This is a genomic window from Pseudomonas sp. W4I3 (assembly GCF_030816195.1).
GTDB lineage: Bacteria > Pseudomonadota > Gammaproteobacteria > Pseudomonadales > Pseudomonadaceae > Aquipseudomonas.
In genome coordinates, this window is the sequence record NZ_JAUSXS010000001.1 from 491527 (window position 1) to 511839 (window position 20313).

Genomic DNA, 20313 nt, shown 5'->3' on the forward strand with positions numbered 1-20313 from the left:
AACACCGTCGCTCAAGCGACCAGGAGCAGCAACGTGGCGAAGCAAAGTTCTCAGAAATTCATCGCGCGCAACCGTGCGCCTCGAGTGCAGATCGAGTACGACGTCGAGCTCTACGGCGCCGAGAAAAAGGTCCAGCTGCCCTTCGTCATGGGTGTGATGGCCGACCTCGCCGGCAAGCCTGCCGAGCCGCTGGCACCCGTGGCCGACCGCAAGTTCCTTGAAGTGGACGTCGACAACTTCGACTCCCGCCTCAAGGCCATGCAGCCACGCGTGGCGTTCCATGTACCCAATGAGCTGACCGGCGAAGGCAACCTGAGCCTGGACATCACCTTCGAAAGCATGGACGACTTCAGCCCGGCCGCCGTGGCGCGCAAGGTCGATTCGTTGAATCAGTTGCTCGAAGCCCGCACCCAGTTGGCCAACCTGCTGACCTACATGGACGGCAAGACCGGCGCTGAAGAAATCATCATGAAGGCGATCAAGGACCCGGCACTGCTCCAGGCACTTGCCAGTGCGCCTAAGCCTGCAGGGGACCAGTAATCATGACTGACAATACCGTCCGCGAAGGCAGCCAGATCCTGGGTGCCACCGAAGAAGCCAGCGAGTTTGCCAACCTGCTGCTGCAGGAATTCAAACCCAAGACCGAGCGCGCCCGCGAAGCCGTGGAAACCGCGGTGCGCACCCTGGCCGAACAGGCCCTGGCGCAAACCGACCTGGTGTCCAACGACGCGATCAAGTCGATCGAATCGATCATCGCCGCCATCGACGCCAAGCTCACCGCCCAGGTCAACCAGATCATCCACCACCAGGATTTCCAACAGCTGGAAAGCGCCTGGCGTGGCCTGCACTACCTGGTCAACAACACCGAGAGCGATGAGCAGCTGAAGATTCGCGTGCTCAACATCTCCAAGCCGGACCTGCACAAGACCTTGAAGAAATTCAAGGGCACGGCGTGGGACCAGAGCCCAATCTTCAAGAAGATGTACGAAGAAGAATACGGCCAGTTTGGCGGCGAACCCTACGGCTGCCTGGTGGGCGACTACTACTTCGACCAGTCGCCTCCCGACGTGGAACTGCTGGGCGAGCTGTCGAAAGTCTGCGCCGCCATGCACTCCCCGTTCATCGCTGCCGCGTCGCCAACCGTGATGGGCATGGGCTCGTGGCAGGAACTGTCGAACCCGCGCGACCTGACCAAGATCTTCACCACCCCGGAATACGCCGGCTGGCGCTCGCTGCGTGAATCGGAAGACTCGCGCTACATCGGCCTGACCATGCCGCGCTTCCTGGCGCGCCTGCCATACGGCGCCAAGACCGACCCGGTGGAAGCCTTCGCCTTCGAAGAAAACACCGACGGCGCCGACAGCTCCAAGTACACCTGGGCCAACGCCGCCTACGCGATGGCAGTGAACATCAACCGTTCGTTCAAGCACTACGGCTGGTGCTCGCGCATCCGTGGCATCGAGTCCGGCGGTGAAGTGGAAAACCTGCCGGCCCACACGTTCCCGACCGATGACGGTGGCGTGGACATGAAGTGCCCGACCGAAATCGCCATCAGCGACCGCCGTGAAGCGGAACTGGCGAAGAACGGTTTCATGCCGCTGCTGCACAAGAAAAACACCGACTTCGCCGCGTTCATCGGCGCCCAGTCGCTGCAGAAACCGGCCGAGTACGACGACCCGGACGCCACCGCCAACGCCAACCTGGCCGCGCGCCTGCCGTACCTGTTCGCCACCTGCCGCTTCGCGCACTACTTGAAGTGCATCGTGCGCGACAAGATCGGTTCCTTCAAAGAGAAGGACGAGATGCAGCGCTGGTTGCAGGACTGGATCCTCAACTACGTCGACGGTGATCCGGCGCACTCCACCGAAACCACCAAGGCCCAGCATCCATTGGCAGCCGCTGAAGTGATCGTGGAAGAAGTGGAAGGCAACCCGGGTTACTACAACTCCAAGTTCTACCTGCGCCCGCACTACCAGCTCGAAGGGCTGACGGTGTCGTTGCGCCTGGTGTCGAAGCTGCCGTCTGCAAAAAGCGCGTAAAAAAGTCGGGACTGGCTCGCTCCCTGTAGGAGCGAGCTTGCTCGCGAAAAACTTGAAGGCGCTGCGTTCATCCAGAATGCCCGCGTCACCGTTGACGACCTTCGCGAGCAAGCTCGCTCCTACAGGGGTCGGCGGCGTTAAAAAATATTGTGGCTTGGGCCACACAGGGAGAAAACATGGCTGTTGATATTTTCATCAAGATCGGCGACATCAAGGGCGAGTCCATGGACAAGGCCCACAAGGACGAAATCGACGTGTTGAACTGGAGCTGGGGCATGGCCCAGTCCGGCAACATGCACGTTGGCGGTGGCGGCGGCGCGGGCAAGGTGAATATCCAGGACCTGTCGCTGACCAAGTACGTCGACAAGGCTTCGCCGAACCTGATGATGCACTGCGCCAGCGGCAAGCACATCGACAAGGTCAAGCTGACCGTGCGCAAGGCCGGTGGCGAAAGCCAGGTCGAGTACATGGTGATCAACCTGGAAGAAGTCCTGGTGACCTCCCTGAGCACCGGCGGTTCGGGCACCGATGACCGCCTGACCGAGAACGTCACGCTGAACTTCGCCCAAGTGATGGTCGACTACCAGCCGCAGAAAGCCGACGGCACCAAAGACGGTGGCGCGATCAAGTTTGGCTGGAACATCCGTTCCAACACCAAGCGCTGATACGCCTCTCTCTCGCTCCGTCTTAGCAGCTGAGGAGCGAAGCGAGAATGTGGGAGGGGGCTTGCTCCCGATTACGGTCGGTCAGTTGATAAAGTCGATACTGGTCCACCGCCATCGGGAGCAAGCCCCCTCCCACAGCCTCGCTTCGCTCGGTAGCTGCTGCGGGGTTTTCTTATCTCAATATTGTCCGTGGAGCTGCTTTGGTGGTAACTGAAATCGCTTCCCGCGACCGTCTGCAACCGTCCTTGCTGGACCGGTTGACCGACGATGACCCAACCAATCCCAAGGAAAGCGCCGACAAACGCGTGCTGTCCCTGACCCAATTGAAAGCCTCGGTATTGCGTGACCTGGCGTGGCTGCTCAACACCACGTCGTTGCTCGATGCCGATGCCACGCTGCACACACCGGCCGGTACCTCGGTGGTCAATTACGGCCTGCCGGCGCTGGCGGGCAACAGCGTTTCCAGCGTCGACATCAAGGCCCTGGAAGCGCTGATCTACCAGGCCATCGCAACGTTCGAACCGCGCATTCTGCGCCACACGCTGCGCGTCAAAGCTCGTGTCGGCCAGGGTGAAATGAACCACAACGCCCTGAGTTTCGAGATCGAAGGTGACCTGTGGGCACAGCCGGTGCCGTTGCGCCTGCTGCTGCAAACCGACCTGGACCTTGAGTCCGGCCATGTGCGCGTGGTGAACGCAGACCAACGGAGGCGCCCATGAACCCGCGCCTGCTGGAGCTGTACAACCAGGAACTGCACCATGTGCGCGAAAGCGCCGCCGAGTTCGCCAAGGAATACCCGAAGATCGCCAGTCGGCTGACCCTGTCCGGTATGGACTGCGCCGACCCGTACGTCGAACGCCTGCTCGAAGGCTTTGCCTACCTCACCGCCCGCGTGCAGTTAAAGCTCGACGCCGAGTACCCGACCTTCACCCACAACCTGCTGGAAATCGCCTACCCGCATTACCTGGCGCCCACCCCGTCGATGACCGTCGTGCAACTGCAGACCGACCCCGACGAAGGCTCTCTGGCCAGCGGCTTCCCCCTGCCCCGCGACACGGTGCTGCGCGCCGCGCTGGGCCGTGAAACCCAGACCTGCTGCGAGTACCGCACCGCGCACCCGGTGACGCTGTGGCCGCTGCAGGTAAGCAATGCCGAGTACTTCGGCAACCCTGCCGCCGTGCTCGGGCGCCTGGCCGCCAGCGAGCCGAAAGCCAAGGCCGGTTTGCGCCTGACCCTGCGCACCGGCGCCGAATTGCCGTTCAACAGCCTCGACCTGGATAACCTGCCGCTCTACCTCAGCGGCGCCGATGAGCAACCGTTCCGCCTCTACGAACAATTGCTGGGCAATGCCTGCGCGGTGTTCGCGCGCAAACCGGGGGGCGATTGGGTTGAGCGTTTGCCTCAGGACGCGTTGCGCTCTCGGGGTTTTGACGATGCCGACGCGGCCATGCCGGTGGTCGCGCGGGCCTTCCAGGGCTATCGGTTGCTGCAGGAATACTTCGCCCTGCCCCACCGCTTCCTGTTCGTCGAATTCGCCGAACTGAACCGTGCGGTAAAACGCTGCGACGGCCAGGAGCTGGAACTGATCGTGCTGTTCGACCGCCACGAGCCAAGCCTGGAAGGCAGCGTCGGCGCGGCGCAGTTCCTGCCGTTCTGCACGCCGGCGATCAACCTGTTCCCCAAGCGCGTGGACCGCATCCACCTGTCCGACCGGGTCAACGAACACCATGTGATTGCCGACCGCACACGACCGATGGATTTCGAGATCCACTCTCTGAGCGGCATTACCGGCCATGGCACCGGGCCGGAGCAGCCGTTCCTGCCGTTTTACGCCGTGCGTGATCCCTCTCGCTATGGGCGCGACCAGGCGTATTACACGGTGCGCCGCGAACCGCGCGTGCTGTCCAGCGATCAGCGCCGTAACGGCCCGCGCTCCACCTACGTGGGCAGCGAAACCTTCGTCAGCCTGGTGGACAGCCGACAGGCGCCATACCGCCATGATCTGCGCCAGTTGGGCGTCACAGCGCTGTGCACCAACCGCGACCTGCCACTGTTCATGAGCGTAGGCAACGGCAAGACCGACTTCACCCTGGCCGACAGCGCCCCGGTGCTCTCGGTGCGCTGCGTCGCAGGCCCCAGCCGCCCCCGCGCCAGCCATGCCCACGACGCCAAGGCCTGGCGCCTGATCAGCCAGTTGTCACTCAATTACCTGTCGCTGAGCGAACAGGGCCAGGGCGCCGGCGCCTTGCGTGAACTGTTGCGCCTGTATGGCGACAGCAACGACGCCGCCCTGCAATTGCAGATCGAAGGCCTGCGTGAAGTCAGCAGCAAAGCGGTGACCCGACGCCTGCCGATGCCCGGCCCGATTGTGTTTGGCCGCGGCCTGGAAATTACCCTGGAGTTCGATGAAAACGCGTTTCGCGGCACCGGCGTGTTCCTGCTCGGTGCGGTGCTGGAACGCTTCCTGGCACGCTACGTGTCGATCAACAGTTTTACCGAGACGGTGATCCGTACCACCGAACGCGGCGAGATCATGCGATGGAAAGCCAAGCCCGGACGTCGTCCGACCCTGTGAGTACCCTGGACGCGATGCACCAGGAGCCCTGGGAATATGACTTCTTCCAGGCGCTGCGGCGTATCGAGTGCGAATCGCCGGACCTGCCGCGCCTGGGCCACTCCCTGCGCCTGGCCGATGACCCGCTGCGCCTGGGGCAACAGGCCGATTGCACCTTCGCCCCGGCCACACTGGCCTCGGTCGACCCCGGTGGCGAGGGTAAACCGGCGCGTCTGGAGCAGTTCTTCTTCGGCCTCGGCGGCCCCAACGGCCCGCTGCCGCTGCATATCACCGAGTACGTGCGCGAGCGCCAGCGCAACAACGCCGACAGCACCAGCAAGCAGTTCCTGGATGTGTTCCACCATCGCCTACTGACCTTGTTCTACCGCGCCTGGGCCGAGGCGCGACCGACGGTCAGTCATGACCGCCCGGACGATGACTACTGGTCCGCACGCCTCGCCGCCTTGAGTGGCCGCGGCATGCCGAGCCTGCTCAACCAGGGGCTTATCCCGGATACGGCGAAGCTGCATTACAGCGGTCACTTGTCGGCACAAACCCGTTACCCGGATGGCTTGAAGGCCATCCTCAGTGAGTACTTCGGCTTGCCGGTGGCGATCGAAGAATACGTCGGCCAATGGCTGGAATTGCCCGAGCGTAGCCGCGTCGGCGTGAGCGCCAACCGGCTGGGCGTGGATTTTTGCCTGGGCAGCCATGTATGGGACCGCCAGCACAAATTCCGTATCCGCCTAGGGCCGCTGAAACTCGACGACTACATGGGCATGCTGCCCGGCCAGCAGCCGTTCAACGAACTGGTGGCCTGGGTCGCCGAGTACCTGGGCCATGAATTGGACTGGGATCTGAACCTGGTTTTGCAACAACCCGAAGTTCCGGCGCTGCAACTCAACGGCCAGTTCCGCCTGGGCTTCAATACCTGGCTCGGCCGACCTGCGGTTGATGCCAACGACCTAATCCTGGCGCGGCATTACGCCGATCACGCCACCACCTCAAGGAATCCAGAGCATGGGTGAAATCAGTCGCGCCGCACTGTTCGGCAAACTCAACAGCGTGGCCTACAAGGCCATCGAAGCCGCCACCGTGTTTTGCAAATTGCGGGGCAACCCGTATGTGGAACTGGCCCACTGGTTTCACCAGTTGCTGCAACTGCAGGACTCGGACCTGCACCGCATTATCCGCCAGTTCAACGTCGAACCGGCGCGCCTGGCCCGTGACCTCACCGAAGCCCTGGACCGCCTGCCGCGCGGCTCCACATCGATCACCGACCTGTCATCCCACGTGGAAGAAGCGGTGGAACGCGGTTGGGTGTACGGCAGCCTGATGTTTGGCGAAAGCCAGGTGCGCACCGGTTATTTGGTGCTGGGCATCCTCAAAACGCCAAGCCTGCGCCATGCGTTACTGGGCTTGTCGTCCGAGTTCGACAAGATCAAGCCCGAGGCCCTGAGCGAGCGCTTTGATGAATACGTGGGCGACTCGCCCGAGAACGCCCTCAGCGCCAGCGACGGGTTCAATGCCGGGGTTCCCGGCGAAGCCAGCGGCGCCATGGCCCCCAGCGCGATGGGCAAGCAGGAAGCCCTCAAGCGGTTTACCGTCGACCTGACCGAACAGGCGCGCAGCGGCAAGCTCGACCCTATCGTGGGGCGTGATGAAGAGATTCGCCAACTGGTGGATATCCTCATGCGTCGTCGCCAGAACAACCCGATCCTCACCGGCGAAGCCGGGGTGGGCAAGACGGCCGTGGTCGAAGGCTTTGCCCTGCGCATCGTCGCCGGCGATGTACCGCCTGCGCTCAAGGACGTGGAACTGCGCAGCCTCGACGTGGGCCTGCTGCAAGCCGGCGCGAGCATGAAAGGCGAGTTCGAACAGCGCCTGCGCCAGGTCATCGAAGACGTGCAGGCCTCGCCCAAGCCGATCATCCTGTTTATCGACGAAGCCCACACCCTGGTCGGTGCCGGCGGCGCGGCGGGCACGGGCGACGCGGCCAACCTGCTCAAGCCCGCCCTGGCCCGTGGCACCTTGCGTACCGTGGCCGCGACGACCTGGGCCGAGTACAAGAAACACATCGAAAAAGACCCGGCCCTGACCCGCCGCTTCCAGGTGGTGCAAGTCGCCGAGCCGTCGGAAGACAAGGCGCTGCTAATGATGCGCGGCGTGGCCTCGACCATGGAGAAACACCACCAGGTGCAGGTGCTCGACGAAGCGCTGGAAGCTTCGGTGAAGCTGTCCCACCGCTACATTCCGGCGCGTCAGTTGCCGGACAAATCCGTGAGCCTGCTGGACACCGCCTGCGCCCGCGTCGCGATCAGCCTGCACGCGGTGCCGGCCGAGGTAGACGACAGCCGCCGCCGTATCGAAGCGCTGGAAACCGAGCTGCAGATCATCGCCCGTGAACATGCGATCGGCATCGCCATTGGTGCGCGTCAGACCAACAGCGAAGCCTTGCTGAGCGCCGAGCGTGAGCGTCTGGCCAGCCTGGAAAGCCGTTGGGCCGAAGAGAAAGCCCTGGTGGATGAGCTGCTCGCCACCCGCGCGACGCTGCGTGAAAAGGTCGGCGAAGTCGACAGCGGCAACGACCAATTGCGTGCCCAGCTGGTGGACCTGCAACAACGCCTCAGCGCCCTGCAAGGCGAAACCCCGTTGATCCTGCCTACCGTGGATTACCAGGCCGTGGCGTCGGTCGTCGCGGACTGGACCGGTATCCCGGTGGGCCGCATGGCGCGCAACGAACTGGAAACGGTGCTCAACCTCGACCAGCACCTGAAAAAACGCATCATCGGCCAGGACCATGCCCTGCAGATGATCGCCAAGCGCATCCAGACCTCCCGCGCCGGCCTCGACAACCCGAGCAAACCGATTGGCGTATTCATGCTCGCCGGCACCTCGGGTGTGGGCAAGACCGAGACCGCCCTGGCCCTGGCCGAAGCCATGTATGGCGGCGAGCAGAACGTGATCACCATCAACATGAGCGAATTTCAGGAAGCCCATACCGTGTCGACCCTCAAGGGCGCGCCACCGGGCTATATCGGTTATGGCGAGGGCGGCGTGCTGACCGAAGCGGTGCGGCGCAAGCCCTACAGCGTGGTACTGCTGGACGAGGTGGAAAAAGCCCACCCGGACGTGCATGAAATCTTCTTCCAGGTATTCGATAAAGGCGTGATGGAAGACGGCGAAGGCCGCGTGATCGACTTCAAGAACACGCTGATCCTGCTGACCACCAACGCCGGCACCGAGCTGATTTCCCAAGTATGCAAGGACCCGGCGAACATCCCAGAGCCTGAGGAAATCGCCAAGGCCCTGCGCCAGCCGCTGCTGGAGATCTTCCCACCCGCGCTGCTCGGCCGTCTGGTGACGATCCCGTACTACCCGCTGAGCGACGAGATGCTCAAGGCAATCACCCGCCTGCAGCTGGGCCGCATCAAGAAGCGCGTGGAAAATACCCACAAGGTCGCCTTCGACTACGACGACGCGGTGGTCGATCTGATCGTCTCGCGCTGCACCGAAACCGAAAGCGGCGGACGCATGATCGACACCATCCTCACCAACAGCCTGCTGCCGGACATGAGCCGTGAATTCCTCACGCGCATGCTCGAAGGCAAGGCGCTGGCGGGGGTGCGCATCAGCAGTCGAGATAACGAATTGCACTACGACTTCAGCGATGCGGCATAAACGTCGCCATGCCTGACACCTGTAGGAGCGAGCTCGCTCGCGAAGAACCCGAGATCGCCGCGCTCATTCTGAATGCCCGCGTCATCGTTGACGACCTTCGCGAGCAAGCTCGCTCCTACAGTTGAAATTGACGGATGAAATGATGCTATTCAACCAAGCCTCACGCCTGGCCAAGATCACCAGCCCCCTCGGGCCGGATGTGCTGCTGCTCAATGAAATGGGCGGCGGTGAAGAGCTGGGCAGGCTGTTCAACTATGAGCTGCAACTGACGTCCCTGGACGCCAACATCGACCTCAACCAGCTGCTGGGCAAGCCGATGAGCGTGGGCCTGCAACTGGCGGACGGTGGCGAGCGGCACTTCCATGGCATCGTCGCGCGCTGCAGCCAGAACATCGACCAGGGCCAGTTCGCCAGTTACCAGGTGACCCTGCGCCCCTGGCTGTGGCTGCTCAGCCGCACCTCCGATTGCCGGATTTTCCAGAACCTGAGCATCCCGCAGATCATCAAGCAGGTGTTTCGCGACCTGGGTTTTTCCGACTTTGAAGACGCGCTGAGCCGGCCGTATCGCGAGTGGGAATACTGCGTGCAGTACCGCGAGACCAGCTTCGATTTCGTCAGCCGCTTGATGGAACAGGAAGGCATCTACTACTTCTTCCGTCACGAACAGGACCGCCACGTGCTGGTGCTGGCCGACGCCTACGGTGCCCACACCACCGTGCCCGGCTATGGGTCGATCCCGTATTACCCGAAGGACGAGCAGCAGCGCGAACGCGACCATATGCACAACTGGCACCTGGCGCAGGAAGTGCAGCCGGGTTCGCTGGAGCTCAACGACTACGACTTCCAGCGCCCCAGCGCCAGCATCGACGTGCGCTCGGCGATGCCGCGCCCGCACACCGCCGGTGACTACCCGCTGTACGACTACCCGGGCACCTACGTGCAAAGCGCCGACGGCGAGCACTATGCGCGCACCCGCATCGAAGCCCTGCAAACCCTGCACGAACAGATCGAGTTCGCTGGCAATGCCCGTGGCCTGGGTTCGGGCCACCTGTTCAGCCTCACCGGCTTCAGCCGCCAGGACCAGAACCGCGAATACCTGATCGTCGGCTGTCGCTACTACATCGTGCAGGAAAGCCTGGAAAGCGGTGGTGGCGCGGGCGGAGCGCAATTTGAAAGCAGCCTGACCTGCATCGACGCCCAGCAAAGCTTCCGCCCGCTGGCCAGCACCCATCGCCCTATCGTCAAAGGTCCGCAGACCGCCCTGGTGGTGGGCCCCAAAGGCGAAGAGATCTGGACCGACCAATACGGCCGCGTGAAGGTGCACTTCTACTGGGACCGCCACGACCAGTCCAACGAGAACAGCTCCTGCTGGATTCGCGTGTCGCAATCCTGGGCCGGCAAGAACTGGGGCTCGATGCAGATTCCACGGATAGGCCAGGAAGTGATCGTCAGCTTCCTCGAAGGCGACCCGGACCGGCCGATCATCACCGGGCGGGTGTACAACGCCGAGCAGACCGTGCCCTACGACCTGCCGGAAAACGCCACCCAGAGCGGCATGAAAAGCCGATCCAGCAAAGGCGGCACGCCGGCCAACTTCAATGAAATCCGCATGGAGGACAAGAAGGGGCTGGAGCAGTTGTATATCCACGCCGAGCGTAATCAGGACATCGTGGTGGAGGTGGACGAGAGCCATTCGGTGGGGCATGACCGTAATAAAAGCATTGGGCATAACGAGACGGTAACCATCGGCAATAACCGTCTGCGCATCGTCAAGCAGGAAGACATCCTCTCGGTGGGCCAGCGCAAGACCGACAGCATCAGCCAGAGCTACGTGATTGAAGTGGGCGAGAACCTGCGCCTGGTCTGTGGCGAAAGCATCTTGGAGCTGAACGCCAGCGGGCAGATCAACCTGACCGGTGTGCAGATCAGTTTCTACGCCAGCGGCGACGCCGAGTTCAATACCGGCGGTGTCCTGCACCTGAATAACGGTGGCGGCGCGGGCGCCACGCCTGATGGCCAGGGCGTTAAAGCCAGCATCGACGCCAACATCAAAGCCGCGTTCCCCACGCCTAAAAGCTCCTGACGAGACCTGTTTCCATGACGTATCGAATCAATGAATTCCAGTTCCAGTTACCTGCCGGCGAGCTGCAGGATGCGACGATCAACATCCTTAAGTTTCCCGAACTGGGCACCTCGCTGATCGTCAGCCGTAGCCTGCTCACCGAAGGCGAAACCCTGCACAGCAACTTCAACGACCAGCTCCAGCGCCTGGAAAAACAGGTGCAGGACCTGCGCTATCAACCCGGCGTCGATGTGCGCTTGGGTGCGAATCAAGAGGTGGAAGGCATCGAGCTGCGCAGCCAGTTCAACAAGGGTAACGACAAGGTGTTCCAGTATCAGCTGGCGTTGGTGATTCCGGGCACGCGCAAGATGCTTGCGTTGAGTTATGTGAAGGCCGACAAGCTCGGGGATGCCGAAGCTGCGCATTGGGCATTGATCAAGAATTCGCTGTCGTTCGACGCTGTTTCTTGATGAGCAACTTGTATGTCTGACGCTCTGTGGGCGGCCCGGATGGGCGATGCGCTCTCGCACACGTCGATGATGGCCGACATCCTCGGCGGGGTGCTGGAGGTGGCGGCGAACATCGCGATCACCGCCGTGGCGACGTTTGCCGTGGTCGCGGCTACCGGCATTACCGTCGCTACCGGGGGGTTGGGATGCATTCTGCTGGGCGCGGTGGTGGGCACGATAGTCGGCCTTCTCATGAGCAAGAGCGGGGCGGACAAAGGGCTGACCAAATTATGCGATGCCTTCAGTAACGCCCTGTTCCCCCCCACGGTGCAGGCAAACATCCTCACCGGCTCCACCGACACGCTCACCAACAATATTCCCGCCGCCCGCGCTGCGGGGGCGATCAGCTCCCACGTTGCACCGGCGGGTACCGAGTTGGAAGCCCCCGAGCCGGAACCCGAAGCCAGCTACCTGGACATGGCCGAAAGTTTTTTCTCGCAGATGTGGCGCCCGACCGTCGCCACACCGGCGCCCGGTGCCGTGCCCAAGCCATTGGACCTGGTCGTGTGCATGAAGCACCCGCCGATGCCGCCGCAGTTTCTGGCCGAGGGCTCAGACAAAGTCACGATCAACGGCCAGCCGGCGGTGCGCAGCGGTGATCGCAGCACCTGCGATGCGACCGTGGTGTCTTCCGGGCTGATTTCCTCCAACGTGACCATCGGCGGCGGCACAGTGGTGGTGCGCGAGATTCGCAGCGGCAAGACGCCGGGGGTGGGGCTTGCGGTTACGGCGCTGCTGATGCTCAAGGGCGGCAAGGGCAAGTTCTTCAGCAAGCTGCCATGCATGCTGATTGGTGGGGCCACCTCGATGGCCGTCAGCAGTGCGATGGGCGCGTTGGCCAATGCGGCAACGGGTTCGTCGAACCCGGTGCATGCCGCGACTGGCGCCAAAGTGCTGGGCGACGATGAAGAGCTGGATTTTGCACTGCCCGGCATCTTGCCGATTGACTGGCAACGCTTCTACAACAGCCGTGACGAGCGCACCGGCAGCCTGTTCGGCGCGGGCTGGAGCGTGCCGTATGAGGTGTGCGTCGAGGTCCGTCCTCATCCCGAAGGCGGCGAAACGCTGGTGTACACCGACGAGCAGGGGCGCCCTATCGACATGGGTTCCATTCCCCTGGGTGGAGCAGTGTTCAGCGCCGGTGAAGGCCTTGCCGTACGGCGGCACCTCAACGGGCAGTTGTTGATCGAAAGTGATGACGGCCTGTACCGCTTGTTTGAACCCACGCCGACCCATGCTGCGCTGTTGCGCCTGGTTCAGTTGGGTGATCGCAACGACAACCGCATTCATGTCGACTATGACCCAGCCGGGCGCCTGCTGCGGCTGCGCGATACGTTCGATCTGGTGCAGGTTGAGCTGATCCGCGACCTCGATGCCTTGACCCGGATCGAACGCCTGTACCCCGATCAACGCCGCGAGGTGCTGGTCAGCTATGAGTATGACGTGGCCGGTCAGTTGGCTGTGGTTCGCGATGCCACCGGGCAGGTTCAACGGCGCTTCGCCTACGATGCCGGACGCCGGATGGTGGAGCATCAGTTACCCACTGGATTGCGCTGTTTCTATGAGTGGACCTTGGTTGAAGGCCTGGAATGGCGAGTCGTGCGTCACTGGACCGATGAGGGCGACACGTACCAGTTCGACTATGACTTGCAGGCCGGCCTCACCCGCATCACCGACGGTTTGCAGCGCGTCAGTACGCGCCTGTGGAACACCCAGCACCAGATCATTCGCTACAGCGACAACCTTGGGCAAACCTGGCTGTTCGACTGGGATGACGAACGCCAATTGCTCAGCGCCACCGACCCGTTGGGAGGCCGCTACGAATACAGCTACGACGAGTCCGGCAACCTTATCGGTGAAACCGACCCGCTGGGCCGCAGCGACTCCACCCTGTGGCTGGAGCATTGGGCGCTACCGCTGGTGGAAACCGACGCCGCCGGCAACAGCTGGCAGTACCGCTACGACCAACGCGGCAACTGCATTGCCGAAACAGATCCACTGGGCTACGTCACCCGTTACGGCTATGACGCCCAAGGGCAGGTCGTGGAAATCATCGACGCTAGCGGCAAGAGCAAGAAGCTGCGCTGGAACCCGTTCGGGCAATTGGTTGAACATATCGACTGCTCAGGTTATCCGACACGGTTCAGCTACGACGAACGCGGCTTTTTGCAGGCCATCACCGACGCCCTCGGCGAGCGCACTCAATTTCGCTATGACGCTCAGGGCCGCTTGCTCAGCAGCCAGTTGCCGGACGGTCGTACCGAACAGTTCCAACGCGACATCAACGGCCAACTGCTGGGCTACACCGACCCCGCCGGGCACACCACGCTCTACCAGCACAACCGGCGTGGCCAGGTCAGCCAGCGCACCGACGCCCATGGCCGACAGGTGCAGTTTGCCTATGACAGCTACGGGCGCCTGCAAGCGCTGGTCAACGAGAACGGCGAACGTTATCGGTTTGCCTGGGATGCCGGGGATCGGTTGGCTGAGCAGCAAGACCTCGATGGCAGTGCCAAACGCTACGATTACGACCGGCTGGACAACATCACCACGGTGACCGCCATCCCGGCACCGTTTGGCAACGGACTGGCGATTGTTCCTGAAACGCCGCCCGCCCCCCTCATTCATCGGCTGGCGCGCGATGCGGTCGGCCGACTGGTTACTAAAACCACCGACGATGGTCGTACCGACTACAGCTACGATGAAGTGGATCAGCTGACGGCCGTCACCTTCACCGATCTGCAAGGCAATACCCAGGCCTTGGGGTTCAGTTACGATCCGCTCGGCCAGTTGCTTGCCGAACAAAGCCCGGCAGGCAGCCTGCAACACCACTACGACGAACTCGGCAACCTGATCCAGACCCAATTGCCGGACGGCCGTTGGCTCAATCGCCTGTACTACGGCAGCGGCCACCTGCACCAGATCAACCTTGATGGCCAAGTGATCAGCGACTTCGAACGCGACCGCCTGCACCGCGAAGTCCTGCGCACCCAAGGCCAACTCAGCACCCGCAGCGATTACGACCGCAGCGGCCGACTGCGCTCACGCCAGCGCCGCCTGGCGAGTCAGCCCTCGCTGATGCCGGCCGCCGCGCAAAAGCAGTTCGAGTACGACCCCGCCGACAACCTGATCGGCAAACTCGACCAACAGCCCGCCGCACAGCACCGCCAGCTGCTGCATTACGACGCCACCGGCCGCATCATCGCCAGCCAGGACAGCTTGCATGGCCAGCGCGAAACCTTCGCCTACGACGCCGCCGCCAACCTGCTCGACGGCCCGCAGGCAGGTGCCGGGTTGGTGGTGCACAACAAGCTGCTGACCTATCAGGACAAGCGTTATCGCTATGACGCCTTTGGCCGGATGATTGAAAAACGCAGCGCTAAACGGGGTGTGCAGCGGTTTGCGTATGACGCTGAAAGCCGATTGGTTGAAGTGCGTAATGACGATGGCAGCGTGGTCAGGATGGCTTATGACCCACTGGGGCGCAGGGTTGAGAAAACCGAGCATGGCAGCGATGGTTATCCGCTGGGGCAAACGCGGTTTACCTGGGATGGTTTGCGGTTGTTGCAGGAGCATAAGCACAGTCAGACGAGTCTTTATGTGTATCAGGACGAAGGCTACGAGCCCTTGGCCCGCGTCGACGGAAGCGGGCCGCTGCAGAAAATTCGTTATTACCACAATGATCTGAATGGGCTGCCGGAACAGCTGACCGAAGCAGACGGACACAACGTCTGGCGGGCGACCTATCGGGTGTGGGGTAATACGCTGGAAGAGGTGCGCGAGCCTTATTACATTGAAGAGCAGAATTTGCGGTTCCAGGGGCAGTACCTGGACCGGGAGACGGGGCTGCATTTCAATACGTTCAGGTTTTATGATCCGGATGTGGGGCGGTTTACCACGCCGGATCCGATTGGGTTGGCGGGGGGAATCAATCTATATGCGTATGCAGCCAACCCGTACGGCTGGATCGATCCGCTGGGCTGGAGCTGTACGTCATCCATCAACCGACGTATTGGACGCCTGAAAAAACAGGGTTATCAAGACCATCACATATTGAGCGATAAGCACGCCAGTACGAAGAACCACCCGCTGCTTAAATTGGCTGGGTTTGACTTACAAAGTCGGCAAAACAAAATATTCCTGCCCAACAAAACACGTGCTTTGACTGATGGGAGCCGTTCGATACATCAAGGCCGCCACGCAGCTCGGGTCAACCAAAACCTTGGAAGCAAAATGGACCAAGTGCATAAGGTAGGCAAACGTGAAAACTGGAATCAGGCCCAATACCGCAAAGCGCTGGATAAAATCGTATCCGATGAGCGTAAATTACTCCGCTCCGGCGAGAGGCAATTGAATAAAAATGCGCGTCCGGGCGCGCATTACAATTAGGAATTTCGAAATGATTTTAAGCTGGAAAGCGCCTATTTATCACAACGAAAAATTGCTGGGCTCATACGACGCCGAAAGCGGTTCCTATGAGACGGCAGGGTCGAATTTTGAATATTTATCGCTACTGTCGGGAAAAACTTTCCCTGCCGACATGGATAGTCCCAAAATATTTTTCCCCTGCTCAAAGAAAAAGCTAACGGCTTACGACTGCTTATGGTTGTTGGGTGACATACCTTTGGTTAGCCAGCGGTTAGCGAATTTCCTCGCACAGAAAGCCGGTGCTCATGTCCAGTTACTGAAACCCATAAGCATTGCTGCCAACGGAGAAGAAGTGGCTGAGGACTATTACATAGTCAACGCTGCTCAAACGATAAGCGCTGTTGATCAGAGTAAATCGGTAGCGGAGCTCTCAGACAGTGGTTCAATACTCTATTTTAATGAAATCTGGTTTCATGATAGTGCCTCGGGAATGGGAGAGATTGCACGCGAGCAGGACTCTGGAGATCTTTTGATTTCTCAGGAGCTGGCTGACGCCATGATAGAGAACAAGTTCAATGGCGACAAAGGCCTAGGCTTCTACATCGCTAACCGATCATTCACACCATATAAAGACCATGCATGATGGAGGGCTTCAGGCAGCCTAAACTCCACATCGACCGTCAGGTATTCAGCGACTTCTAGCGCGACCGTCTGCACCGCGAAGTGCTGCACTATGACGCCACCGGTCGCATCATCGCCAGCCAGGACAGCCTGCATGGCCAGCGCGAAACCTTCGCCTACGACGCCGCCGCCAACCTGCTCGACGGCCCGCAGGCAGGTGTCGGGTTAGTGGTGCACAACAAGCTGCTGACCTATCAGGACAAGCGTTATCGCTATGACGCCTTTGGCCGGATGATTGAAAAACGCAGCGCTAAACGGGGTGTGCAGCGGTTTGCGTATGACGCTGAAAGCCGATTGGTTGAAGTGCGTAATGACGATGGCAGCGTGGTCAGGATGGCTTATGACCCACTGGGGCGCAGGGTTGAGAAAACCGAGCATGGCAGCGATGGTTATCCGCTGGGGCAAACGCGGTTTACCTGGGATGGTTTGCGGTTGTTGCAGGAGCATAAGCACAGTCAGACAAGTCTTTATGTGTATCAAGACGAAGGCTACGAGCCCTTGGCCCGCGTCGACGGAAGCGGGCCGCTGCAGAAAATTCGTTATTACCACAATGATCTGAATGGGCTGCCGGAACAGTTGACCGAGGCCGACGGGCACAACGTCTGGCGGGCGACCTATCGGGTGTGGGGTAACACGCTGGAAGAGGTGCGCGAGCCTTATTACATTGAAGAGCAGAATTTGCGGTTCCAGGGGCAGTACCTGGACCGGGAGACGGGGCTGCATTACAACCTGTTCCGATATTACGATCCAGACATAGGTCGTTTTACTACCCCGGACCCCATAGATCTGGAGGGCGGGCTCAATCTGTACCAATATGCGCCTAACCCTTTTACCTGGATTGATCCGTGGGGTCTCAAAACCTGCTATCACAAGAGAACAAAGGGTGAAATCAAAAAAATCCGAGCTAACTTTGGCAAGAAAGGCGGAGCCAAAGAGAAGTACCTGAAGAAGATGGCAAAAGACCCAAGCTCAGTTCAAAAATACGGTCAGGCGGGGGTTGATAGAATGAAAAAAGGCCAAGTTCCAGAGGGTTTTGACGTACACCATAAAAAGCCAATATTCCGAGGCGGTAATAACCGCCAAAGTAACTTGGTACTCATGGACAAGGGGTACCATAAAGCGAATAGCAAGGCCCTACATTGGTATCCAGAGGGGGAGAATCCATATGGACTCAATTAATGACGCATGCTGTCAGGTCTGTCACAAAACTTTTGGACTTGATGCACAACAGTTGAAGCTTGTCGAACCGATGGTCGCGAAGGGCCAACGCTTCATCATGATCGAATGTCCGAAGTGTGGTTCCTCTACTCAATACGTTAAAGCTGAGGACCCTGTCGCAACCTCCCATCCCGCTCAAAACTATCGATGCCCAGTTACTCAATGCGTAGGCTGGGTCGATCTGATAGATGAGAAGGCTCGGCCTTTCTGGGGTTGCGGAGAATGCGGTAGTGTCTGGTACGAAGAGAAAAATCTACAAAAAGAAATTACAGGCATTGTTGCACTGCATCCTTACAGAGCGCGGAGTTACAAACAACAGAACGGAAAGTGGATTCCGGGGGATCTAAATGCAGAGCCTGATGATTATGAGGAGATGGTTGGTAAAGAACCAACTGACGAGCATGATGGGCTGGTCAGGGGATAACAGCCGCTACCAAATCACATAGACCGAAGCAGCTGTCTTACAAAAAAATGGGCACCCAACCCAGTTGGCGTGCCCATTTTTTATACCCGCCCGCCTCCCTTCAGGCGGTACCGCCTTTTACGGGTTGACGCTGTCTTTGAGCGACTTGCCCGGTTTGAACGCTACGGTGTTGCTCGCCTTGATCTTCACAGGCTCGCCGGTTTGCGGGTTTTTGCCGGTGCGGGCGCCGCGGTGGCGTTGCAGGAAGGTGCCGAAGCCGACCAGGGTGACGCTGTCCTTGCGGTGCAGGGCGCCGGTGATTTCTTCGAGAACGGCGTTGAGTACGCGGTTGGCCTGTTCTTTGGTGAGATCGGCTTTTTCCGCGATGGCGGCGGCGAGATCTGGTTTACGCATGTGTGAAGCCTCTTTGACGGTTTTTTGTTGTTATGTCCGTGCTGCTCTCTGGTGGAGCAGCGCCAAGGCGCCGCAGGCTCTACTCTGCGGCAGACGGGAGTGAGGATGGCATGCCCTCGCACGCTCCGCCAGTCTCGCCGCGACCTTTCTAAGGGTAAGAAGGGGCTTATTCCGACAGAACGACCGGCATTTACGCCAGCAGCGGCGGAAGTTCCTTGTTCAATGCCAGTTTTTCCATGACCGCGGTGCCGGTCAGTGCGTAGCCCAGCAGGCGGCCGCTGGCGTCGCGGCACAGGGCCTTGATGTCGGCGCCCTCGCCTTCGACGCTCCACACGCCTTCGCTACCGCGTGGCGGTGGCGAGACCACCAGCGGACAGATCGGAGTTTTCACGGTAATCGGCATCGGCCCGTAGCTGACGGCCGTGGCGTTGCCAGCCAGGGTCTGGGCCAAGGCGCGGGCGCAGCTCATGAGTGGCATCACGTACAGCAGGTTCAAGCCGTCGACTTCGGCGCAGTCGCCCAAAGCGTAGATATTGGCGTGAGAGGTCTTGAGATGACGGTCCACCATGATGCCTCGGTTGACTTGCAGGCCGGCTGCCGCCGCCAGGTCGATACGCGGGCGCAGGCCGATGGCGGAAACCACCAGGTCGCAATGGATCACTTCACCGTCGGACAGATGGGCTTCGAGGCCGTTAGCACTGCGCTGTAGACGGTTGAGCACCGGCCCCAGGTGGAAACGTGCGCCAATCCCTTGCAGCCCGGCTTGCACCGCAGCCGCAGCCGACGGGTGCAGCAGGGTCGGCATGACTTGCTCACACGGCGCGACCAGGTCGACCTCATAACCACCCAGGATCAGGTCGTTGGCAAATTCGCAGCCGATCAGGCCGGCGCCCAGCACCAGCACGCGGCGTTTGCCGGCAGCCGCGGCGCGGAAGCGGGCGTAGTCTTCGAGATCGTTGATCGGGAAAATCAGTTCGGCGCCATCGCCTTCGACCGGTACGCGGACGGTCTCTGCGCCCCACGCCAGGATCAGGTCACGGTAGACCACCGATTCCTCGCCGATCCACAGGCGCTTGTGGCCTGGGTCAATGCCGCTGATACGCGTGTGGGTGCGCACTTGCGCCTTGAGTTGCTCGGCCATGGCGCCAGGTTCAGCCATGCTCAGGCCATCGGCTTCCTTGTTCTTGCCAAAACCGGTGGAGAGCATGGGCTTGGAGTAGGAGCGCCCATCATCTGCGGTGATCAGCAGCAATGGGGTGTCGCTGTCGAGCTTGCGAAACTCCCGGGCTACGTTGTAACCGGCCAATCCTGTGCCGATGATCACGACAGGTGAGTTCATTCCTTTCTCCTTGTAGTACGTTTCGTAAACTTCAAATTAGCCGATTTCGATCATTTCGAAATCCATCTTGCCCACGCCGCAGTCTGGGCACAGCCAGTCTTCGGGGACATCTTCCCAACGGGTGCCGGGCACAATTCCGTCATCCGGCCAGCCATCTGCTTCGTTGTAGATCAGGCCACAGACGATACATTGCCACTTCTTCATTACGTGCTTCCTCAGGGTCCAGGCATCTTGGCCGACGGTCGATAACCTGCGCTGCCGCTCGGCTCAGGGCGTTTTGTACTGATCGCAGCCGGCAGATGCAAGCACGATCGGCGTAAACGGCCGGTTCAGCCCGGCAAAAGTTCAGGTCGCCATGGTAAGCTCGCCGCCTCTTTTGC

General features: G+C 60.7%; 15 protein-coding genes and 1 pseudogene. 13 read left to right on the forward strand and 3 right to left on the reverse strand.

Annotation, left to right across the window (positions count from 1 at the left end; all coding sequences use genetic code 11):
• Positions 1 to 33: 33 nt before the first annotated feature.
• The 13 genes and pseudogenes from tssB to QF045_RS02365 all read left to right on the forward strand — a co-directional run bounded on the left by tssB (position 34) and on the right by QF045_RS02365 (position 18201).
• Entirely contained in the window at positions 34 to 540 is a 507-nt protein-coding gene (gene tssB, locus QF045_RS02305; RefSeq protein ID WP_010207547.1) for a type VI secretion system contractile sheath small subunit, read from the forward strand.
• Between the two features lie 2 nt (positions 541 to 542).
• Complete coding sequence (tssC, locus tag QF045_RS02310) at positions 543 to 2039, forward strand: type VI secretion system contractile sheath large subunit (RefSeq protein ID WP_306490896.1); 1497 nt, start codon at positions 543 to 545, stop codon at positions 2037 to 2039.
• Between the two features lie 176 nt (positions 2040 to 2215).
• A complete protein-coding gene (locus QF045_RS02315) occupies positions 2216 to 2704 on the forward strand; it encodes a type VI secretion system tube protein Hcp (protein ID WP_005792512.1) in 489 nt (162 codons plus the stop codon).
• A gap of 203 nt (positions 2705 to 2907) precedes the next feature.
• On the forward strand, positions 2908 to 3423 hold the full coding sequence (gene tssE, locus QF045_RS02320) for a type VI secretion system baseplate subunit TssE (RefSeq protein ID WP_042945974.1): 516 nt from the start codon (positions 2908 to 2910) through the stop codon (positions 3421 to 3423).
• The gene (tssF, locus tag QF045_RS02325; protein WP_306490897.1) at positions 3420 to 5279 is read left to right on the forward strand and encodes a type VI secretion system baseplate subunit TssF; all 1860 of its coding nucleotides are present in this window, start codon (positions 3420 to 3422) and stop codon (positions 5277 to 5279) included. The genes tssE and tssF overlap by 4 nt, the downstream gene beginning before the upstream one ends.
• Entirely contained in the window at positions 5243 to 6286 is a 1044-nt protein-coding gene (gene tssG / locus QF045_RS02330) for a type VI secretion system baseplate subunit TssG (protein ID WP_306490898.1), read from the forward strand. Before tssF ends, tssG begins: the two co-directional genes overlap by 37 nt.
• A complete protein-coding gene (tssH, locus tag QF045_RS02335; protein WP_306490899.1) occupies positions 6279 to 8939 on the forward strand; it encodes a type VI secretion system ATPase TssH in 2661 nt (886 codons plus the stop codon). The genes tssG and tssH overlap by 8 nt, the downstream gene beginning before the upstream one ends.
• Positions 8940 to 9081: 142 nt before the next feature.
• Positions 9082 to 11022, forward strand: a complete 1941-nt coding sequence (locus QF045_RS02340) for a type VI secretion system Vgr family protein (RefSeq protein WP_306490900.1) — start codon at positions 9082 to 9084, stop codon at positions 11020 to 11022.
• A gap of 14 nt (positions 11023 to 11036) precedes the next feature.
• Positions 11037 to 11471 (forward strand): DcrB-related protein, encoded by a 435-nt coding sequence (locus tag QF045_RS02345; RefSeq protein WP_306490901.1) that lies wholly within the window; start codon positions 11037 to 11039, stop codon positions 11469 to 11471.
• A gap of 12 nt (positions 11472 to 11483) precedes the next feature.
• Positions 11484 to 15899, forward strand: a complete 4416-nt coding sequence (locus QF045_RS02350) for an RHS repeat-associated core domain-containing protein (protein WP_306490902.1) — start codon at positions 11484 to 11486, stop codon at positions 15897 to 15899.
• Positions 15900 to 15909: 10 nt separating this feature from the next.
• The gene (locus tag QF045_RS02355) at positions 15910 to 16521 is read left to right on the forward strand and encodes an imm11 family protein (RefSeq protein ID WP_306490903.1); all 612 of its coding nucleotides are present in this window, start codon (positions 15910 to 15912) and stop codon (positions 16519 to 16521) included.
• Between the two features lie 74 nt (positions 16522 to 16595).
• Positions 16596 to 17414 (forward strand): annotated as a pseudogene (locus QF045_RS02360) (RHS repeat domain-containing protein); the annotation flags it as partial.
• Between the two features lie 310 nt (positions 17415 to 17724).
• Positions 17725 to 18201, forward strand: coding sequence for a hypothetical protein (locus tag QF045_RS02365; RefSeq protein WP_306490904.1), 477 nt, complete (start codon positions 17725 to 17727; stop codon positions 18199 to 18201).
• A 117-nt stretch (positions 18202 to 18318) separates the two neighbouring features.
• Here the strand turns inward: QF045_RS02365 and QF045_RS02370 are convergent, their stop codons facing one another.
• The 3 genes from QF045_RS02370 to QF045_RS02380 form a co-directional block, all read right to left on the reverse strand.
• Positions 18319 to 18594, reverse strand: a complete 276-nt coding sequence (locus QF045_RS02370; RefSeq protein ID WP_003195589.1) for an HU family DNA-binding protein — start codon at positions 18592 to 18594, stop codon at positions 18319 to 18321.
• A 190-nt stretch (positions 18595 to 18784) separates the two neighbouring features.
• Positions 18785 to 19933: an NAD(P)/FAD-dependent oxidoreductase gene (locus QF045_RS02375; protein WP_306490905.1), complete on the reverse strand. Its 1149-nt coding sequence runs from the start codon at positions 19931 to 19933 to the stop codon at positions 18785 to 18787.
• 36 nt (positions 19934 to 19969) lie between these two features.
• The gene (locus QF045_RS02380; RefSeq protein ID WP_065953270.1) at positions 19970 to 20137 is read right to left on the reverse strand and encodes a rubredoxin; all 168 of its coding nucleotides are present in this window, start codon (positions 20135 to 20137) and stop codon (positions 19970 to 19972) included.
• Positions 20138 to 20313: the final 176 nt, after the last annotated feature.

What these genes read in the sequence shown, in the direction of transcription:
- QF045_RS02365 (WP_306490904.1), top strand. Translation starts at nt 17,725, where the DNA reads ATGGACTCAATTAATGACGCATGCTGTCAGGTCTGTCACAAAACTTTT.
- QF045_RS02345 (WP_306490901.1), top strand. Translation starts at nt 11,037, where the DNA reads ATGACGTATCGAATCAATGAATTCCAGTTCCAGTTACCTGCCGGCGAG.
- tssG (WP_306490898.1), top strand. Translation starts at nt 5,243, where the DNA reads ATGGAAAGCCAAGCCCGGACGTCGTCCGACCCTGTGAGTACCCTGGAC.
- QF045_RS02315 (WP_005792512.1), top strand. Translation starts at nt 2,216, where the DNA reads ATGGCTGTTGATATTTTCATCAAGATCGGCGACATCAAGGGCGAGTCC.
- QF045_RS02340 (WP_306490900.1), top strand. Translation starts at nt 9,082, where the DNA reads ATGCTATTCAACCAAGCCTCACGCCTGGCCAAGATCACCAGCCCCCTC.
- tssF (WP_306490897.1), top strand. Translation starts at nt 3,420, where the DNA reads ATGAACCCGCGCCTGCTGGAGCTGTACAACCAGGAACTGCACCATGTG.
- tssC (WP_306490896.1), top strand. Translation starts at nt 543, where the DNA reads ATGACTGACAATACCGTCCGCGAAGGCAGCCAGATCCTGGGTGCCACC.
- QF045_RS02375 (WP_306490905.1), bottom strand. Translation starts at nt 19,933, where the DNA reads ATGAACTCACCTGTCGTGATCATCGGCACAGGATTGGCCGGTTACAAC.
- tssH (WP_306490899.1), top strand. Translation starts at nt 6,279, where the DNA reads ATGGGTGAAATCAGTCGCGCCGCACTGTTCGGCAAACTCAACAGCGTG.
- QF045_RS02380 (WP_065953270.1), bottom strand. Translation starts at nt 20,137, where the DNA reads ATGAAGAAGTGGCAATGTATCGTCTGTGGCCTGATCTACAACGAAGCA.
- QF045_RS02350 (WP_306490902.1), top strand. Translation starts at nt 11,484, where the DNA reads ATGTCTGACGCTCTGTGGGCGGCCCGGATGGGCGATGCGCTCTCGCAC.
- QF045_RS02370 (WP_003195589.1), bottom strand. Translation starts at nt 18,594, where the DNA reads ATGCGTAAACCAGATCTCGCCGCCGCCATCGCGGAAAAAGCCGATCTC.
- QF045_RS02355 (WP_306490903.1), top strand. Translation starts at nt 15,910, where the DNA reads ATGATTTTAAGCTGGAAAGCGCCTATTTATCACAACGAAAAATTGCTG.